The sequence below is a fragment of the Saccharothrix isguenensis genome, from assembly GCF_052936305.1.
Genome location: NZ_CP193626.1, coordinates 3,814,869 through 3,828,670, shown reverse-complemented (window position 1 = coordinate 3,828,670; position 13,802 = coordinate 3,814,869). Strand labels below are relative to the sequence as shown.

Sequence of the window (13,802 nt, the reverse complement as noted above, 5' to 3'; positions counted from 1 at the left end):
AACTCGTCGCGCACCGGCCCTGGCGTGAACGTCAGGCCGAAGCGATCGCGCGGGCGAAGCGGACCACGCGCTCGGCCTGCACGCGGGCCGCGGCACGCACGGTGTCGTCCACCGCCACGGTGCCACCGCCGTCGTGGTGCGAGGTGCCGTACGGGTTGCCGTCGGCGAACTTGTCCGGGTGCGTGTAGCCGGGCGCCACCACGATGCCGCCGAAGTGGTGGAACGTGTTGGCCAGCGCCAGCAGCGTCGACTCGTGGCCGCCGTGCAGCGTGGCGGTCGAGGTGAACCCGCTGTAGACCTTGTCCGCCAGCAGGCCCTGCTGCCACGCGCCGCCGAGCGTGTCGAGGAACTGCTTCAGCTGCGACGACACGTTGCCGAACCGGGTCGGCGTGCCCATGATCACGGCGTCGGCCCAGACCAGGTCGTCGGCGACGGCCACCGGCACGTCGGCGGTCGAAGCGGCGTGCGCGGCCCAGCCGGGGTTGGCGTCGATCGCGGACTGCGGCGCGAGTTCGGCGACCTTGCGCAACCGGACCTCGGCGCCCGCCTTCTCCGCCGTGTCGGCGATCTCCTGGGCGATGGCGGCGATGTTGCCGGTGGACGAGTAGTAGACGATCGCGACTTTGACGGGACTGTCCACGGTGGACTCCTCCTGCTGCTTGATCACGATCCACACGTTATAGTCATCCCCTGTGATAGTCAAATGAGGTGACTATCACCTCGGGTGACCGAAGGAGCGGCGATGCGTCGAGGCGAGCGCAAGCAGATCGACCCCGACCTGGGCGTCCTCACCAGCCGGCTGCTGTTCGCCGTGCAGGAGGAGCTGTTCGACACCCTCGCCCGCCAGGGGTTCCCGGACCTGCGCCCGCAGCACGGCGCGGTGCTCGCCTACCTGGACCTCGAAGGCACCCGCGCCACGGACCTGGCCCGCCGCTCCGGCCAGCACAAACAAGTCGTCGGCAAGGTGCTCGACGAGCTGGAGGCGCTCGGCTACGTCACCCGGCGCCCCGACCCGTGCGACCGGCGCGCGAAGCTCATCGTGCCCACCGAACGCGGGCTCGACCAGATGAACCACGCAGACGCGATCATCGCCGCCATCGAACAGCGCCACGCCGAACGCGTCGGCTGCGACGCGTTCGGCGCGTTCAAGCGGCTGTTCGGGCGGATCACCGAGGACCAGCGGACCTGGCGGGGTGGACTGCCGCCGGCGTGAGCGTCAGCCCGCGTACACCTGCCACTCGGCGAGCTGCGCGGCCGGCCACCCCGAGTTGCCGGTGACCGTCAAGCGCAGGTAGCGGTGGCTGCCCGACACCGGGAGGGTCACCTGGCTGTCCGACGCCGGGTCGAACCGGTACCCGGCCGACGCCACGACCTGGCCGTACGAGGTGCCGTCCGTGCTGCCGGACACGCTCAACGTCTGCGTGCGCGCCTCCCACGCGGCGGGCGGCGGGAGCTTCAGCACCAGCCGACCGATGCTCTCGGAGCGTCCCAAGTCGACGGTCAGGGACTGCGGGAACTGGTTGTTCGCGCTCTCCCAGTACGTGTTCGCGTCACCGTCGACCGCGCCGGACGCCGGGAAGCCGCCGTTCGCGCTCGTGGCCGTGACCGCCTTGCCCCGGGCCAGGTTGCCGCCGGGCGGAACCGTGGTCGTGGTCGTTGTAGTCGTGGTGGTGGTGGTGGTGCTGGTCGGCGGGTTGGTCGGGTCGCCGTAGACCGGGTCCGGCCACGGGCCGCAGTACGGCGGACCGTTCCAGCCGGAGCTCCGGGCGCCCTTGGTGATCTGGAAGCCGTTCCCCCAGGCAGCTGTAGATCCCGGCGCGACCGAGGCCGGTGGCCGTGACGTTGGTGAACGACGCCGCGCCCGGCGACTGGAGCTGGATGCCGAACGTGCCCGCGCCGTTGATCCGCACGCCGTTGCAGTGCACGTTCGTGATCGTGCCGCTGATGAACTGGATCGCGCCGGCCTCAACCGGGACCGAGCCTCCGAGCTGGGCCGAGCCTCAATAAGCACCGCTCAGCTTGCGGTGGTCCCACGACACGACCGAGGTGGGCGCGAACCGCAGCCCGACCCGTTTCACCGCTTGCGCCGCGACCAGTGCGTCGAGCTCCGGCCCGCTGTGCCCGGAGTACCGCGCCGCCACCGCCGCGCCGATCCGAGTCACCTCCGACTGCTCCTCCACCAGCCGCACGTCGCACTCCATGGTCACGCCGCGCAGCTCGTCGTAGGTCTCCCCCGCCTCGATCTGCACCGTGGCCTCCGGCTTGCGCCGCAGGTTCGCCACCTTCTGCGACGCCCGGTACGTCCAGCCGACCAGCTCGCCGTCCTCCACGACGAACCACAGCGGCACGAGGTGCGGCCTGCCGTTCGGGCCGATCGTGGCCACCGTGACCACGCGCTGCGCCTCCAGGAACGCGCGCACCTCGTCCGTCGTCATGGTGATCAGGTCCCGGCGCGACATGGCGTCAGGATAGGCGGCTGTCCTCCCGCGACGCCGCCGAGCCGGCACCGGGACCGGCGGCCATGTCGCCGAGGACCTGCTTCTCCAGCAACTCCAGGAACACGTCCACCAACTCCGGGTCGAACCGGGCGCCACGCCCGGACCGCAGCTCGCGCACCGCCTGTTCGTGCGTCAACGCACGCCGGTGCGGCCGGTCGGCGCGCATCGCCGCCCACGAGTCGCACACCGACAGGATCCGCGCCTCGACCCGGATGGAGTCCCTGGCCAGGCCCGCCGGGTAGCCTGCTCCGTCCCACCGCTCGTGGTGCTGGCGGATCACCTCGGCCACGTCGCCGTGGTCGGGCAGCACGCCCACCATGCGCGCGCCGCTGTCCGGGTGCTCGTACAAGAGGTGCCACTGCTGGTCGGTCAGCGGGCCGGACTCGGTGAGCAGGTCGTCCGGCAGCACGATCATGCCGACGTCCAGCAGCCGTCCCGCGCGGTGCGCGGTGCGGATCTCGCCCGGGTCGCGCTTCAGGTGCTCGGCGATGGTCCGCGCCCACTCCGCGATGGCCAGGCTGCGCCCGGGGCTCGCGACGCGCAGGTCGACCAGGTCCGCGACCTGGTTCAGGTAGTCCACCGCGACGTCCTCCCGGTGTTCGGTGAGCGCTGTGCCACCGGCGACCGCGCGATCCCGCCCGAGGTCCTTGGCCAGGTACAGCGCGCGGTCCGCCGCCGACACCAACGCGGACGCCGTGCCGTGGTCCGGCGCGAACGCGGCGGTGCCGGCCGAGAGCGTAACCGTCACCGAACGCCGACCGCTCACGGCGATCGGGTGGTGCGAAACGCCGTGCCGCAGCCGTTCCGCCAACCGGTGCAGGTTCTCCGCGTCCACACCGGTCGCGATCAGCGCGAACTCCTCCCCGCCGTACCGGGCCAGCACGCGATCGGCGCCGGCGACCGCACGCAGCCTCGTGGCCACCTCGATCAGCACCCGGTCCCCCGCCGGGTGACCGAACCGGTCGTTGATCGACTTGAACCGGTCGACGTCCAGGATCACCACGCCCAGCGGGCAGCCGGTGCGCCTGGCCCGTGCCACCTCGTCCGCCAGTTGCGCCTCGAAGTAGCGGCGGCTGCGCAGCCGGGTGAGGCTGTCGGTGATGGCGAGGCTGCGCTGGTCCACCGCCAGGCCCGCGAGCCGGGTCGCGGTCAACGCGAACAGCACCGCGCAGCCCGCCGCGATCACCGGCACGTCCCGCCGCACGCCCTGGGAGTGCTGCACCAGCAGCACCACCGGTCCGATCAGCGCGCCGGCGGACAGGATCGCCAGGCGTGGCCAGCTCAGCCGCAGCGCGGGCACGTCGACGGCCTGGGACATCCGCCCCATCGACGGGTGCAGCGCGCACGCGCCGAGCGCCAGGTTCCCGGCCAACCAGATCGCGTCCAGGAAGTTGCCCGCCCCGTAGGTGTGGGAGAGGCGTTGCAGCACGTACACGGTGTCGGCGGTGAGGATCGCCGTGAGCCACAGGGCCAGCAGGACGAACGACCCGTCACGCCGACCGCCGTCGAACAGCAGCCGCAGCGACACCAGCAGCAGCACCAGGTCCATCAGCGGGTAGGCCAGCGAGGCCATCTCGACCAGCAGCGGCGTGCCCAGGCGGGTCTGCGGGCCGATCACGAACACCCACGACAGCAGGCCCGCGACCACGGTCAGCGAGACGGCGTCGAGCAGGCCGGGCAGGTCGCGGTTCGAGCGGCGCTGCCGGATCAGCATGACCAGGCCGACCACGACGAGCGGGTAGTGGCCGATGTAGAACGCGTCCGCGATGGACGGGTAGCTCGTCTCGTTCAGCACGTAGTGCGAGACGTAGAACGTGGTGTCGGCCAGGACGTAGACGACCTGGCTCAGCCCCAGCACGATCCACGGCGAGCGCGATTCGGGTCGGTTCCGCCGCACGCCCCACCACACGGCGATGACCGCCGACAGGCTCACCGCGCAGTAGACGATGACCCGCAGCGGGACCGTGCCCACGAAGATCGGTAGAGCATAGTAGACGCCGATCGCCAACAGGCCGAATACCAGGTAACCGATCCACACCCGGTGCGACTTTTCGATCGGGATTCCGCGGCTTTCGACCGAGGTGACTCCGGCGACGCGCAATCCCGGCTCCTTCTACTGCGACAACGCTGGCGTTCGACAAGGCGGGAGTCATGAGACCGGAAAGGGGGGTCTCCGTCAATCCCTGTTGCCGAGTCTTCACCAGCGAGAAGTTCGTGTGCGTGCATATGCATGGGTAGGGACGTCGATAGAGTGCCATTGATCATGCCGCAGGCGACGGCGATGTGCGACGCGGGGACGAGGGAGAGCGATGACGAAGGACGCGAAAGCGCTGCTGGAACGGGTGCGCGAGGAGCTGAGGGGCGAGGGAGGGACGAACCGGCTGGTACCGTTGATCGCCAGTGGTGAGGCGCCACTGGCGACGTTGAAGGCGTTGGCGGCCGAGGAGCACCGCATCGTCCAGAGCGATTGGCGAGCCTTCCTCACTTTGGCCGCGCAGTCCACCGAACCCGCGCAACGCGAGTTCTTCGCAGCGGTCGCGGGAGGTGAAGGTCTGGCGTTGGCGAAGCTGGCCGATTTCGCCGCCGCGTGCGGTCTGAGCCCGGATGACGTGGCCGCCTACCGGCCGTTGCCGGGATGCCAGGCGTACCCGTCGTACGTGGCCAGGCTGACGTTGGACGGCAATCCGCACGACGCCCTGCTCGCGATTCTGGCGAACTTCGCGGAATGGGGCGGCTATTGTGCGACGATCGCGGCGGCACTGCGCGAGCACTATGGTTTCGACGACGCGGGCTGCGCGTTCTTCGACTTCTTCGCCGTGCCCGCGCCCGAGTTGGACGCCCTGGGCCTGCGCGCGCTGGACCAGGTCCTGGCGACCGGGTGGAAGCCGGAGGGCGCCATGCCCGCCGCCCGCCTCCTGCACTCGTACGAGTTGATGTTCTGGAACACGCTCGCCGACCTGGGGTGATCTTCAGCCGCCGTGCTCGTCCCGCGCCTCCGTCGCGCCGTGCGGGACGAGCACGGCGGCGACGAAGCAGGCGATCCCGCCGTCCGCCGTGCGGCCGACCCACCTCGGGTACATCCCGTCGCCCCACCCGCTGCCGAACGCGACGAGCGTGGCGCCGGACTCCGGTTCGCGGACCTCGACCGACCCGCCGGCCGGTATCCCGGTCACCTGAGTCTCGTACAGCTGCTCGACGGTCCTCGCCATCGCGCCGAGCACCCGGGTTCTACCCTGCCGTCAGCGCCAACTCCCAGGACGCCACCGGCTTGGCGGAGACGACGAGCTTGGCCGCCGCCACCGGGAGGTGGGTGGGGTCGTCCAGGAACCGGATCACCGCCGGCTCGACGCGGTAGTCACCGGGCGGGACGGTGGCGGTGGAGGGCTCGTGCTCGGAGCTCAGCCACCCCGCGCAGGGATCCTGAGGGTTCAACCCGGGGTACGCGAACCTCGGACTCACGTGTTGCGAACGTAGGAGTCATGCGGTGGTGGCGCGCGGTTCCCAGTTCTCGGGGAGGTCGGGGCGGCCGAAGAGGTAGCCCTGGGCGTAGGCGCAGCCTGCGTTGCGCAGCCAGTCGGCCTGGGCGCGGGTCTCGATGCCCTCGGCGACGGTGTCGGCGCCCAGGACCTCGGCCAGGTCGATGATGCAACGGACGACGCCCGCGGTGCGGCCGGTGTCGGACAGGGCGCCGGTGAACGACTTGTCGATCTTCACCACGTCGAACGGGTACCGCTGGAGGTAGCTCAGCGACGAGTAGCCGGTGCCGAAGTCGTCCAACGCGACCCGCACCCCCGTCTCGCGCACCTCCATCAGCCCGCGCATCGCCGCCCCGTCGGCCCACACCGACTCGGTCACCTCGATGGTCAACCGCTCCGGCGGCAGGCCGGTGGTCTTCAGCACCCGGTCCAGCGACGGCAGGAACGGGGGCGCGGACAGCTGCCGGGTGGACACGTTCACCGTCACCCCCAACGTCCGCCCCTGCTCGCGCCACCGCATCGCCTGCTCGCACGCGCCTGCCATCACCTTGTTCCCCAGCGGCACGATGAGCCCGGTCTCCTCGGCCAACCCGATGAACTCACCGGGACCGAGCAGCCCGTGCCCCGGCCGCTGCCACCGCACCAGCGTCTCCGCGCCGGCCACGGACGACGTCGCCAGGTCCACGATCGGCTGGTAGTGCAACACCAGCTGCCCCTCGGACACGGCGGTGCGCAGGTCGGCCTTGTCCCGCTGCCGGGCCAGCACCCGCTCCCCCATCTCCGGCCGGAACAGCCTGATCCGCCCGCCGCCCTCCCGCTTCGCCACGTACATCGCGGTGTCCGCGTCACGCAGCAGCTCCGTCGTGCCGGCCCCCGCTGACGACACCGCGATACCGACGCTGGCCCGCATCACCGTCTCGTGCCCCAGCCCCGTCAACGGCCGCGCCAGCTCGGACAGGATGCGGGTGGCCAGCCGTGCCGAGTCGCGCACGTCGTGCCCGGGGGCGAGCACCGCGAACTCGTCACCACCCAGCCGGGCGGCGGTGGCGACGCGGCCGATGGCCCGGCTGATCCGCTCGGCCGCCGACACCAGGTACCAGTCCCCGGCCTCGTGGCCCTCGGCGTCGTTGACCTCCTTGAACCCGTCCAGGTCCAGCACCAGCAGCCCGACCGCCTCACCATCGCGCAGCGCCTCGTCCACCAGGTGCAGGAAGTGCGTGCGACCGGCGAGCCCGGTCAACTCGTCCCGCTCCGCGCGCAGCCGCAGCGCGTCCTCCCACTCCCGGCGCTTGCTCACGTCCAGCGCGGTGACCACGGTGTGCTGTTCGGAGACGTGCTCGACCGGCACCGCGTGCACCGCCAGCACACCGGTCGAGCCGTCGGCACGGGTGACGCCGACCTCCACCGGGTCCTCGGCGGCACGGCAGCCGTCGCCGCAGCACGAGATGTCCGGGCCGTGCGGGCACGGCACCCGCCCCGGCGTGGCCGCGTCCCACTCCAGCAGCTGACGCGCCCGCTCGTTGTGGAGCTGCGGCGCTCCCGACGCGTCGAGCAGCACGAGCCCGACCGGGCTGGCCAGCACCACCGCCTCGACTGTGCGGTGCGCGTCCTCCAGGAGCCGCGCCGAGCGCACCGTCTCGTGCAGCGCCATGGTCCCGACCGCCAGACCCAGCAGCGGCATCACGACGGACACGACGAGCGGCCCGGTCACCGCGGCGGGCGTGACCACGACCCACACCGCGAACCCGGACAGGTACCCGAGCAGCGCGGGCACCGCCTTGAGCAGGAAGCGCTCGGTGTGGCCGCGCAGCGCGCGCCGCATGGTCACGGCGAACAGGAAGCCGATGACCGGCTGGGGGTTGGGCAGCACGAACACCGCGCCGTGGGCGACCAGGCCTTCCACCAACGCCACCACCCAGCCGTCCCGGTCCGGGCGCAGCCACCACGACGCCAGCACGGCGAGCACCAGCAGGACCAGCACCAGGCGGGCGTGCCCATCGCCCACGAAGAACAGCTGCAGGGTGAACGCGACGCCGGCGAGCCAGGCGTACGCCTGCGTCAACCACCCGATCCGCCGCAGGCCGACTTGCCCGGTCGACGGCAGTGGCTCGTCCACCACGCTGAGGGTTGGACGAGCCACGCCCTGTTACCCCCAAGTCAAGCGGCGATCGACTGAACATCCCACACGGAAGATCGAACTATCCATACCGGTGTTCACGGTCGGCAACCGCCATTCGGGTGAGTCCACTGTGGACCCGCCCGGGCGAGGTCAGGGAGTCGGTCAGGGGCAGGACGAGCCGCGGACTAGGACGCCGGCGAGGCGCCTTCCGGCGGGTCGGTGTCGGGCGACGGGTCCGGGGCGGTCTTGGCCAGGTCGGCCGCGGCGACCTTGGCCTCGTCGATCTTCCGCTGCGAGTCGGCCAGCCGCTCCTCCTGCTCGGAGACGTCCACCTCGGGCACACGGGTCAAGCGTTCGTCGTCGGCCATGCGATGAGGGTTTCCGCGCACCTCAGCGGCAAACTTGGACACCGGCCCGGCGGCGGGTTACCGTCGATAAGAGCCCGCCGGTCCGTAAAGTCGAGGAGAACCGATGTCGAGCACGACGACCGCGCCACCCCGCCCGCCCACGCGGCGGCGGGTCGTCTTCACGGCGGTGCTGTTGACCGTGACCGCGCTGCTGTTCTGGGTGCCGTGGACGGTGCTGCTCGCGCCGGGCGCGCAGTGGCCGTGGCCGGTGCAGGCGGTCGGCACGGCGTTCTTCGTGGTGACGTCGGTGGCGTTCCCGCTCCTCCTGGTCCGCGCGCACGGCCGCGAGCACTCCGACCGGGCCGCCCGCACCGCGCACCTGATGCTGGGCGTGGCCTGGGTGTTCTTCGCCTGGTCGCTGATCGCCCACGTGCTGCGCCTCGTGCTGGCGGCCGTGGACGTGGCGGACCCGTTCCGGTCCCGGCTCGTCGCCGTGTCGCTGCTCGTCGTCGGCCTGGCCCTGGTCGCTCACGGCAGCTACGAGGCACGCCGGGTGCCCCGGATCAAGCGGGCCGACGTGGTGCTCCCCCGCCTCGACAAGGCGTTCGACGGCCTCACCGTCGCCGTCCTGGCCGACACGCACTACGGCGCGATCGACCGGACCAAGTGGTCCGAGGGCACGGTCGCGGCGGTCAACGAACTCGACGCGGACGTCGTCGTCCACGTCGGCGACATCGCGGACGGCACGGTGGCGCAACGCCGGGGTCAGGCCGCCGCGCTGGGCGACGTGCGGGCGCGGCACCGGTTCTACGTCTCCGGCAACCACGAGTACGGCAGCAACGCCCAGGACTGGCTCGACCACATGGCCGACCTGGGCTGGACGAGCCTGCACAACCAGCACCGGGTGCTGGAACGCGGTGATGCGCGGCTGGTGATCGCGGGCGTGGACGACATCACCGCCGCGCATTCCGGCGAAGCCGGCCACGGCGCGGACCTCGACGCCGCGCTGGCCGGCACCCGTGACGACGATCCCGTGGTGCTGCTGGCGCACCAGCCGAGCGAGGTCCCGAAGGCGGTGGCCGCCGGTGTCGACCTCCAGCTGTCCGGCCACACGCACGGCGGCCAGATCTGGCCGTTCCACCTGCTGGTGCGACTCCAGCAGCCGGTGGTGGCGGGGCTGAGCCGGCACGGCGAGCGCACCAGGCTGTACACGAGTCGGGGCGCGGGGTTCTGGGGGCCGCCGCTGCGGGTCTTCGCGCCCAGCGAGATCTCGTACCTCACCCTGCGCGCCGAAACCCCGCGCGCCGACGACCCGAGGGCCGAGGCCTAGTAGGGCCGTCAGTACGAGCGGCGGTCCCGGGCGGCCGGCGGCGGGTCGTAGTCGTAGTCCTCGTCGGGCACCTCGAACGGCAGCGGCCGGTTCGTCCAGGAGTCGATCAAGATCACGACGGCCGCGCAGACGATGACGACGAGGCCGACCCAGCCCAGGCCACCCCAGACCATGATGCCCGCGATCAGCACCAGCGGCAGGACCATGAACAGGCAAAACGGGTCAACTCGCCCGAATTGCCTTCGTCCTCCGGAACTCGCCATCTACGCCCTCCCAGTCAAGCGCCTCCCTGGGTGAACTTACGCGACGGGCTCCGTCGACCGATCAACCGGGCGTCACCGACCGCGCTGCTCGCGGCCGGGGTACTGCCCGTGGGTGCGGTCGTAGACGGTGCCGAGCACCGCCAGCAGGATCATGCCCGCGCCCAGGCCGAGGTGCAGGAGGTTGTCGGCCGGGTTGAACGGGGCGAAGTTCGCCGCGCCGCCGTCGTGGTCCAGCGAGTGCACCACCGACCCGTAGACCCAGAGCAGCAGGTAGAGGAACCCGCCGGCGGCCAGGAACAGGCGGGACGCGCCCCACGTCCAGGCCGCCAGGACCCCGGCCACGCCGAACAGCACGTGCAGCGCGTTGTGCAGCACGGACACCTGGAAGATGCCGAACAGCATCGCGCCGGAGTCCGGGCCGGCGAAGTAGAGCCGGTAGAGGTCGTGGGTCACCCCCGGCACGAAGCCCAGGACGCCGAGCACCAGGAACACCACCCCGACGACCAGGGCGAGGGACTGGACGGGACGACGGCGGGGGCCGACGCGTTCCTTCGAGGTCGTCATGGCTGCCACCTCCGATCGGACCGGCTGTGCTTGGCGTACCCGGAGCCGTCGCGGTGAAACTGGGATCGCGTACTGCCGCACGCGCGGAGTTATACTTCTCGCTGTGCCGAATCTGCGGATCAGCGAGGCCGCTGCCCTGCTCGGGGTCAGCGACGACACCGTGCGCCGGTGGATCGAGCAGGGCCGCTTGACCGAGGTGCAGCTCGACAGCGGGCGCAAGGGCGTGGACGGCCGGGAGCTGGCCGAGTTCGCCCAACGCCTGGCCGAGGCGCCCGAGCCGGGGGTGACGGTGGCCGCGTCGGCGCGCAACCGGATGCGCGGGATCGTCACCCGGGTCCTCAAGGACGGGGTGATGGCGCAGGTCGAGCTGCAGGCCGGGCCGTTCCGGGTGGTGTCGCTGATGAGCCGTGAGTCGGCCGACGAGCTGGGCCTGGAGGTCGGCAGCGTGGCGGTCGCCTCGATCAAGTCGACCCACGTCGTGGTCGAGATCCCGGAGGCCTGATGCGTGCGCTCGCACTGGTGGCGGCGCCGGCCGTGGTGGCCGCGGCCTTGACCGGGTGTGGCGCGACGGGACCCGACGAGGCCGGTGGCGCGGTGACCGGGCGGGTCACCGTGTTCGCGGCGTCGTCGTTGACCGGGACGTTCACCCGGCTCGCCGAGGACTTCGAGGCCGCGCACCCCGGCGTGGACGTCGTGCTCAACTTCGGCGGCAGCTCCGGGTTGGCGCAGCAGATCGGCCAGGGCGCGCCGGCGGACGTGTTCGCCTCCGCCGCGCCCGCGAACATGGCGCAGGTCGTCGACGCGGGCGGGACGGCCGCCGAACCCGCCACGTTCGCCCGCAACCGGCTGGAGATCGCGGTGCCCCGGGGCAACCCTGCGGGCGTCTCCGGGCTGGCCGACTTCGGCGACGCCGACGCCAAGATCGCGTTGTGCGCCGAGCAGGTGCCGTGCGGGGCGGCGGCGATGCGGGCGTTCGAGGCCGCCGGGGTCACCGCCCGGCCGGACACGCTGGAGCAGGACGTGCGGGCCGTGCTGACCAAGGTGCGGCTCGGCGAGGTGGACGCCGCGCTCGTGTACCGGACCGACGTGCGGTCGGCGGCCGACGAGGTCGAGGGCATCGCGTTCCCCGAAGCCGACCGGACGGTCAACGACTACCTGATCGCGCCGCTGGCCGAGGCGTCCGGCGGCGCGCGGGCGTTCATCGGGCACGTGCTGTCCGAGCGGGGCCGGGCGGTGCTCACCGAGGCCGGGTTCGACGCGCCGTGACGTCGACCCGCCGCCGCGCCCGGGGCCGACTGCCGGTGGTCCTGGTGCTGCCGGCCGTGGTCGGGCTCGCGTTCCTGCTCGTCCCGCTGGTCGGGCTGCTGGTGCGCGCGCCGTGGGGCACGCTGCCGGAGCAGCTGTTCAGCGAGTCGGTCGGTGCGGCGCTGCGGCTGTCGCTGGTGTGCGCGAGCCTGGCCACGGTGGTGTGCCTGGTGCTCGGCGTGCCGCTGGCGTGGCTGCTCGCGCGTGGTGACGTGCCGGGGCGCGGTGTGCTGCGGGCCTTGGTGACGGTGCCGCTCGTGCTGCCACCGGTGGTCGGCGGCGTGGCGCTGCTGTTCGTGCTGGGCCGGCGCGGGCTGGTCGGGCAGCACCTCGACGCGTGGTTCGGCATCTCGCTGCCGTTCACCACGGCCGGGGTGGTGCTGGCGGAGGCGTTCGTGGCCATGCCGTTCCTGGTCATCTCGGTGGAGGGCGCGATGCGGGCGGCCGATCCCCGGTACGAGGAGGCCGCGGCGACCCTGGGCGCGTCGCGCTGGCTGGTGTTCCGGCGGGTGACCCTGCCGTCGATCATGCCGGGCGTCGTGGCGGGGACGGTGCTGTGCTGGGCGCGCGCGTTGGGCGAGTTCGGCGCCACCATCACGTTCGCGGGCAACTTCCCCGGTGAGACGACCACCATGCCGCTGGCCGTGTACCTGGCCCTGGAAACCGATCCGGAGTCGGCGATCGTGCTCAGCGTCGTGCTGCTGCTGGTGTCCGTCGGTGTGCTGGCCGCCCTGCGCGACCGGTGGATCAGTGGGCCGTCATGACGTTGCACGCCCACTTGGAGGTCACGCGGGGCGGGTTCCGGCTCGACGCGGAGCTGGCCGTCGAACCGGGCGAGGTCGTCGCGCTGCTCGGCCCGAACGGCGCGGGCAAGACCACCGCGCTGCGCGCGCTCGCCGGGCTGCTTCCGCTGACCGGCGGGCACATCCGGCTGGGCGCGGAGACCTGGGACGCGCCGCCGGACGCGTTCCGGCCCCCCGAACGCCGTCCGATCGGCGTGGTGTTCCAGGACTACCTGCTGTTCGCGCACATGTCCGCGTTGGAGAACGTCGCTTTCGGCCTGCGCGCGCGAGGTGTCGGGCGTGCGGCGGCACGGGAGGAGGCGACCCGCCGGCTCGACCGGGTCGGGTTGTCGGCGCACGCCGGGGCCAGGCCGCGCACGTTGTCCGGTGGGCAGGCCCAGCGCGTCGCCCTGGCCCGCGCCTTGGCCACCGGCCCGGAACTCCTGCTGCTGGACGAGCCCCTGGCCGCGCTCGACGCCGCCACCCGGCTGCACGTGCGCGCCGAACTCGGCCGCCACCTGCGCGACTACCCGGGCCACACGCTCCTCGTCACGCACGACCCGTTGGACGCGATGGTGCTGGCCGACCGGCTGGTGGTGTTGGAGCACGGCCGGATCGTGCAGCAGGGCACGCCGACCGAGGTCGCCCGCCGGCCGCGCACCGACTACGTCGCCGATCTCGTCGGCCTCAACCTCTACCGCGGCACGGCGCAGGGCACGACCGTCTCGCTGGACGCCGGCGGCACGCTCACCGTGGCGGTGCCGGCGACCGGACCGGTGCACGTCGTGTTCCCGCCCACGGCGGTCAGCCTCCACCCCGACCACCCGACCGGCAGCCCGCGCAACGCGTGGCGGGTCACCGTGGCGGGGATCGAGCAGCACGCCCACACCACCCGCGTGCGGCTGGACGGCGTGCCGCCCGTGCTGGCCGACATCACCACCGCCACCGTCGCGGACCTCCGACTCCAGCCCGGTGACGCGCTGTGGGCGGCGGTCAAGGCCACCGAGGCGCACGCGTACCCGTCCTGACTGTTTCTCCTTCGCCGAGCCGATCTGCCCGGCAGGGTGCGCAAGCCGGCGCCGGACGGCGAGGACGCGGTGTTCGACCACGTCGGCGGC

At 72.2% G+C, this 13,802-nt stretch carries 18 protein-coding genes; 8 read left to right on the top strand and 10 right to left on the bottom strand.

Annotated elements, in window-relative coordinates:
• Positions 1-31: 31 nt before the first annotated feature.
• The gene (gene wrbA, locus ACRAKI_RS17425) at positions 32-667 is read right to left on the bottom strand and encodes an NAD(P)H:quinone oxidoreductase (protein WP_447008150.1); all 636 of its coding nucleotides are present in this window, start codon (positions 665-667) and stop codon (positions 32-34) included.
• A gap of 75 nt (positions 668-742) precedes the next feature.
• On the opposite strand from wrbA, the gene ACRAKI_RS17420 reads away from it, so the two are divergent.
• Positions 743-1,213, top strand: coding sequence for a MarR family winged helix-turn-helix transcriptional regulator (locus tag ACRAKI_RS17420; RefSeq protein ID WP_447008149.1), 471 nt, complete (start codon positions 743-745; stop codon positions 1,211-1,213).
• Positions 1,214-1,216: 3 nt separating this feature from the next.
• On the opposite strand, the gene ACRAKI_RS17415 is transcribed toward ACRAKI_RS17420, so the two are convergent.
• Positions 1,217-1,624, bottom strand: coding sequence for a discoidin domain-containing protein (locus ACRAKI_RS17415; RefSeq protein WP_447008440.1), 408 nt, complete (start codon positions 1,622-1,624; stop codon positions 1,217-1,219).
• 212 nt (positions 1,625-1,836) lie between these two features.
• On the opposite strand from ACRAKI_RS17415, the gene ACRAKI_RS17410 reads away from it, so the two are divergent.
• Positions 1,837-2,007, top strand: coding sequence for a hypothetical protein (locus ACRAKI_RS17410; protein WP_447008631.1), 171 nt, complete (start codon positions 1,837-1,839; stop codon positions 2,005-2,007).
• Here ACRAKI_RS17410 and ACRAKI_RS17405 read toward each other — a convergent pair.
• Positions 2,001-2,459 (bottom strand): pyridoxamine 5'-phosphate oxidase family protein, encoded by a 459-nt coding sequence (locus tag ACRAKI_RS17405; RefSeq protein WP_447008148.1) that lies wholly within the window; start codon positions 2,457-2,459, stop codon positions 2,001-2,003. The genes ACRAKI_RS17410 and ACRAKI_RS17405 overlap by 7 nt on opposite strands.
• A 4-nt stretch (positions 2,460-2,463) precedes the next feature.
• Entirely contained in the window at positions 2,464-4,599 is a 2,136-nt protein-coding gene (locus ACRAKI_RS17400; RefSeq protein ID WP_447008147.1) for a diguanylate cyclase, read from the bottom strand.
• 208 nt (positions 4,600-4,807) lie between these two features.
• Between ACRAKI_RS17400 and ACRAKI_RS17395 the strand changes: the two genes are divergently transcribed.
• Entirely contained in the window at positions 4,808-5,464 is a 657-nt protein-coding gene (locus ACRAKI_RS17395; RefSeq protein ID WP_447008146.1) for a thiaminase II/PqqC family protein, read from the top strand.
• Between the two features lie 3 nt (positions 5,465-5,467).
• Here the strand turns inward: ACRAKI_RS17395 and ACRAKI_RS17390 are convergent, their stop codons facing one another.
• The 4 genes from ACRAKI_RS17390 to ACRAKI_RS17375 form a co-directional block, all read right to left on the bottom strand.
• Complete coding sequence (locus ACRAKI_RS17390) at positions 5,468-5,707, bottom strand: DUF4241 domain-containing protein (RefSeq protein WP_447008145.1); 240 nt, start codon at positions 5,705-5,707, stop codon at positions 5,468-5,470.
• A 19-nt stretch (positions 5,708-5,726) separates the two neighbouring features.
• Entirely contained in the window at positions 5,727-5,957 is a 231-nt protein-coding gene (locus ACRAKI_RS17385) for a DUF4241 domain-containing protein (protein ID WP_447008144.1), read from the bottom strand.
• An 18-nt stretch (positions 5,958-5,975) separates the two neighbouring features.
• Complete coding sequence (locus ACRAKI_RS17380; RefSeq protein ID WP_447008143.1) at positions 5,976-8,090, bottom strand: putative bifunctional diguanylate cyclase/phosphodiesterase; 2,115 nt, start codon at positions 8,088-8,090, stop codon at positions 5,976-5,978.
• 188 nt (positions 8,091-8,278) lie between these two features.
• Entirely contained in the window at positions 8,279-8,461 is a 183-nt protein-coding gene (locus tag ACRAKI_RS17375; RefSeq protein ID WP_447008142.1) for a hypothetical protein, read from the bottom strand.
• 103 nt (positions 8,462-8,564) lie between these two features.
• Here ACRAKI_RS17375 and ACRAKI_RS17370 point away from each other — a divergent pair, with 103 nt between their 5' ends.
• Complete coding sequence (locus ACRAKI_RS17370) at positions 8,565-9,770, top strand: metallophosphoesterase (protein ID WP_447008141.1); 1,206 nt, start codon at positions 8,565-8,567, stop codon at positions 9,768-9,770.
• 8 nt (positions 9,771-9,778) lie between these two features.
• Here the strand turns inward: ACRAKI_RS17370 and ACRAKI_RS17365 are convergent, their stop codons facing one another.
• Together ACRAKI_RS17365 and ACRAKI_RS17360 are read right to left on the bottom strand one after the other, a co-directional pair.
• Entirely contained in the window at positions 9,779-9,976 is a 198-nt protein-coding gene (locus ACRAKI_RS17365; RefSeq protein WP_447008140.1) for a hypothetical protein, read from the bottom strand.
• A 129-nt stretch (positions 9,977-10,105) separates the two neighbouring features.
• Positions 10,106-10,597 carry a DUF4383 domain-containing protein gene (locus tag ACRAKI_RS17360; protein ID WP_447008139.1) on the bottom strand — a complete coding sequence of 164 codons (492 nt, stop codon included), beginning with the start codon at positions 10,595-10,597 and terminating at the stop codon, positions 10,106-10,108.
• On the opposite strand from ACRAKI_RS17360, the gene ACRAKI_RS17355 reads away from it, so the two are divergent.
• Genes ACRAKI_RS17355 through ACRAKI_RS17340 form a run of 4 tightly spaced genes read left to right on the top strand, consistent with a single transcriptional unit; the run spans position 10,596 to position 13,712 of the window.
• The gene (locus ACRAKI_RS17355; RefSeq protein WP_447008138.1) at positions 10,596-11,099 is read left to right on the top strand and encodes a TOBE domain-containing protein; all 504 of its coding nucleotides are present in this window, start codon (positions 10,596-10,598) and stop codon (positions 11,097-11,099) included. The genes ACRAKI_RS17360 and ACRAKI_RS17355 overlap by 2 nt on opposite strands.
• On the top strand, positions 11,099-11,863 hold the full coding sequence (gene modA / locus ACRAKI_RS17350) for a molybdate ABC transporter substrate-binding protein (protein ID WP_447008137.1): 765 nt from the start codon (positions 11,099-11,101) through the stop codon (positions 11,861-11,863). Before ACRAKI_RS17355 ends, modA begins: the two co-directional genes overlap by 1 nt.
• Complete coding sequence (gene modB / locus ACRAKI_RS17345; RefSeq protein WP_447008136.1) at positions 11,860-12,666, top strand: molybdate ABC transporter permease subunit; 807 nt, start codon at positions 11,860-11,862, stop codon at positions 12,664-12,666. The genes modA and modB overlap by 4 nt, the downstream gene beginning before the upstream one ends.
• On the top strand, positions 12,663-13,712 hold the full coding sequence (locus ACRAKI_RS17340; RefSeq protein ID WP_447008135.1) for an ABC transporter ATP-binding protein: 1,050 nt from the start codon (positions 12,663-12,665) through the stop codon (positions 13,710-13,712). The genes modB and ACRAKI_RS17340 overlap by 4 nt, the downstream gene beginning before the upstream one ends.
• Positions 13,713-13,802: the final 90 nt, after the last annotated feature.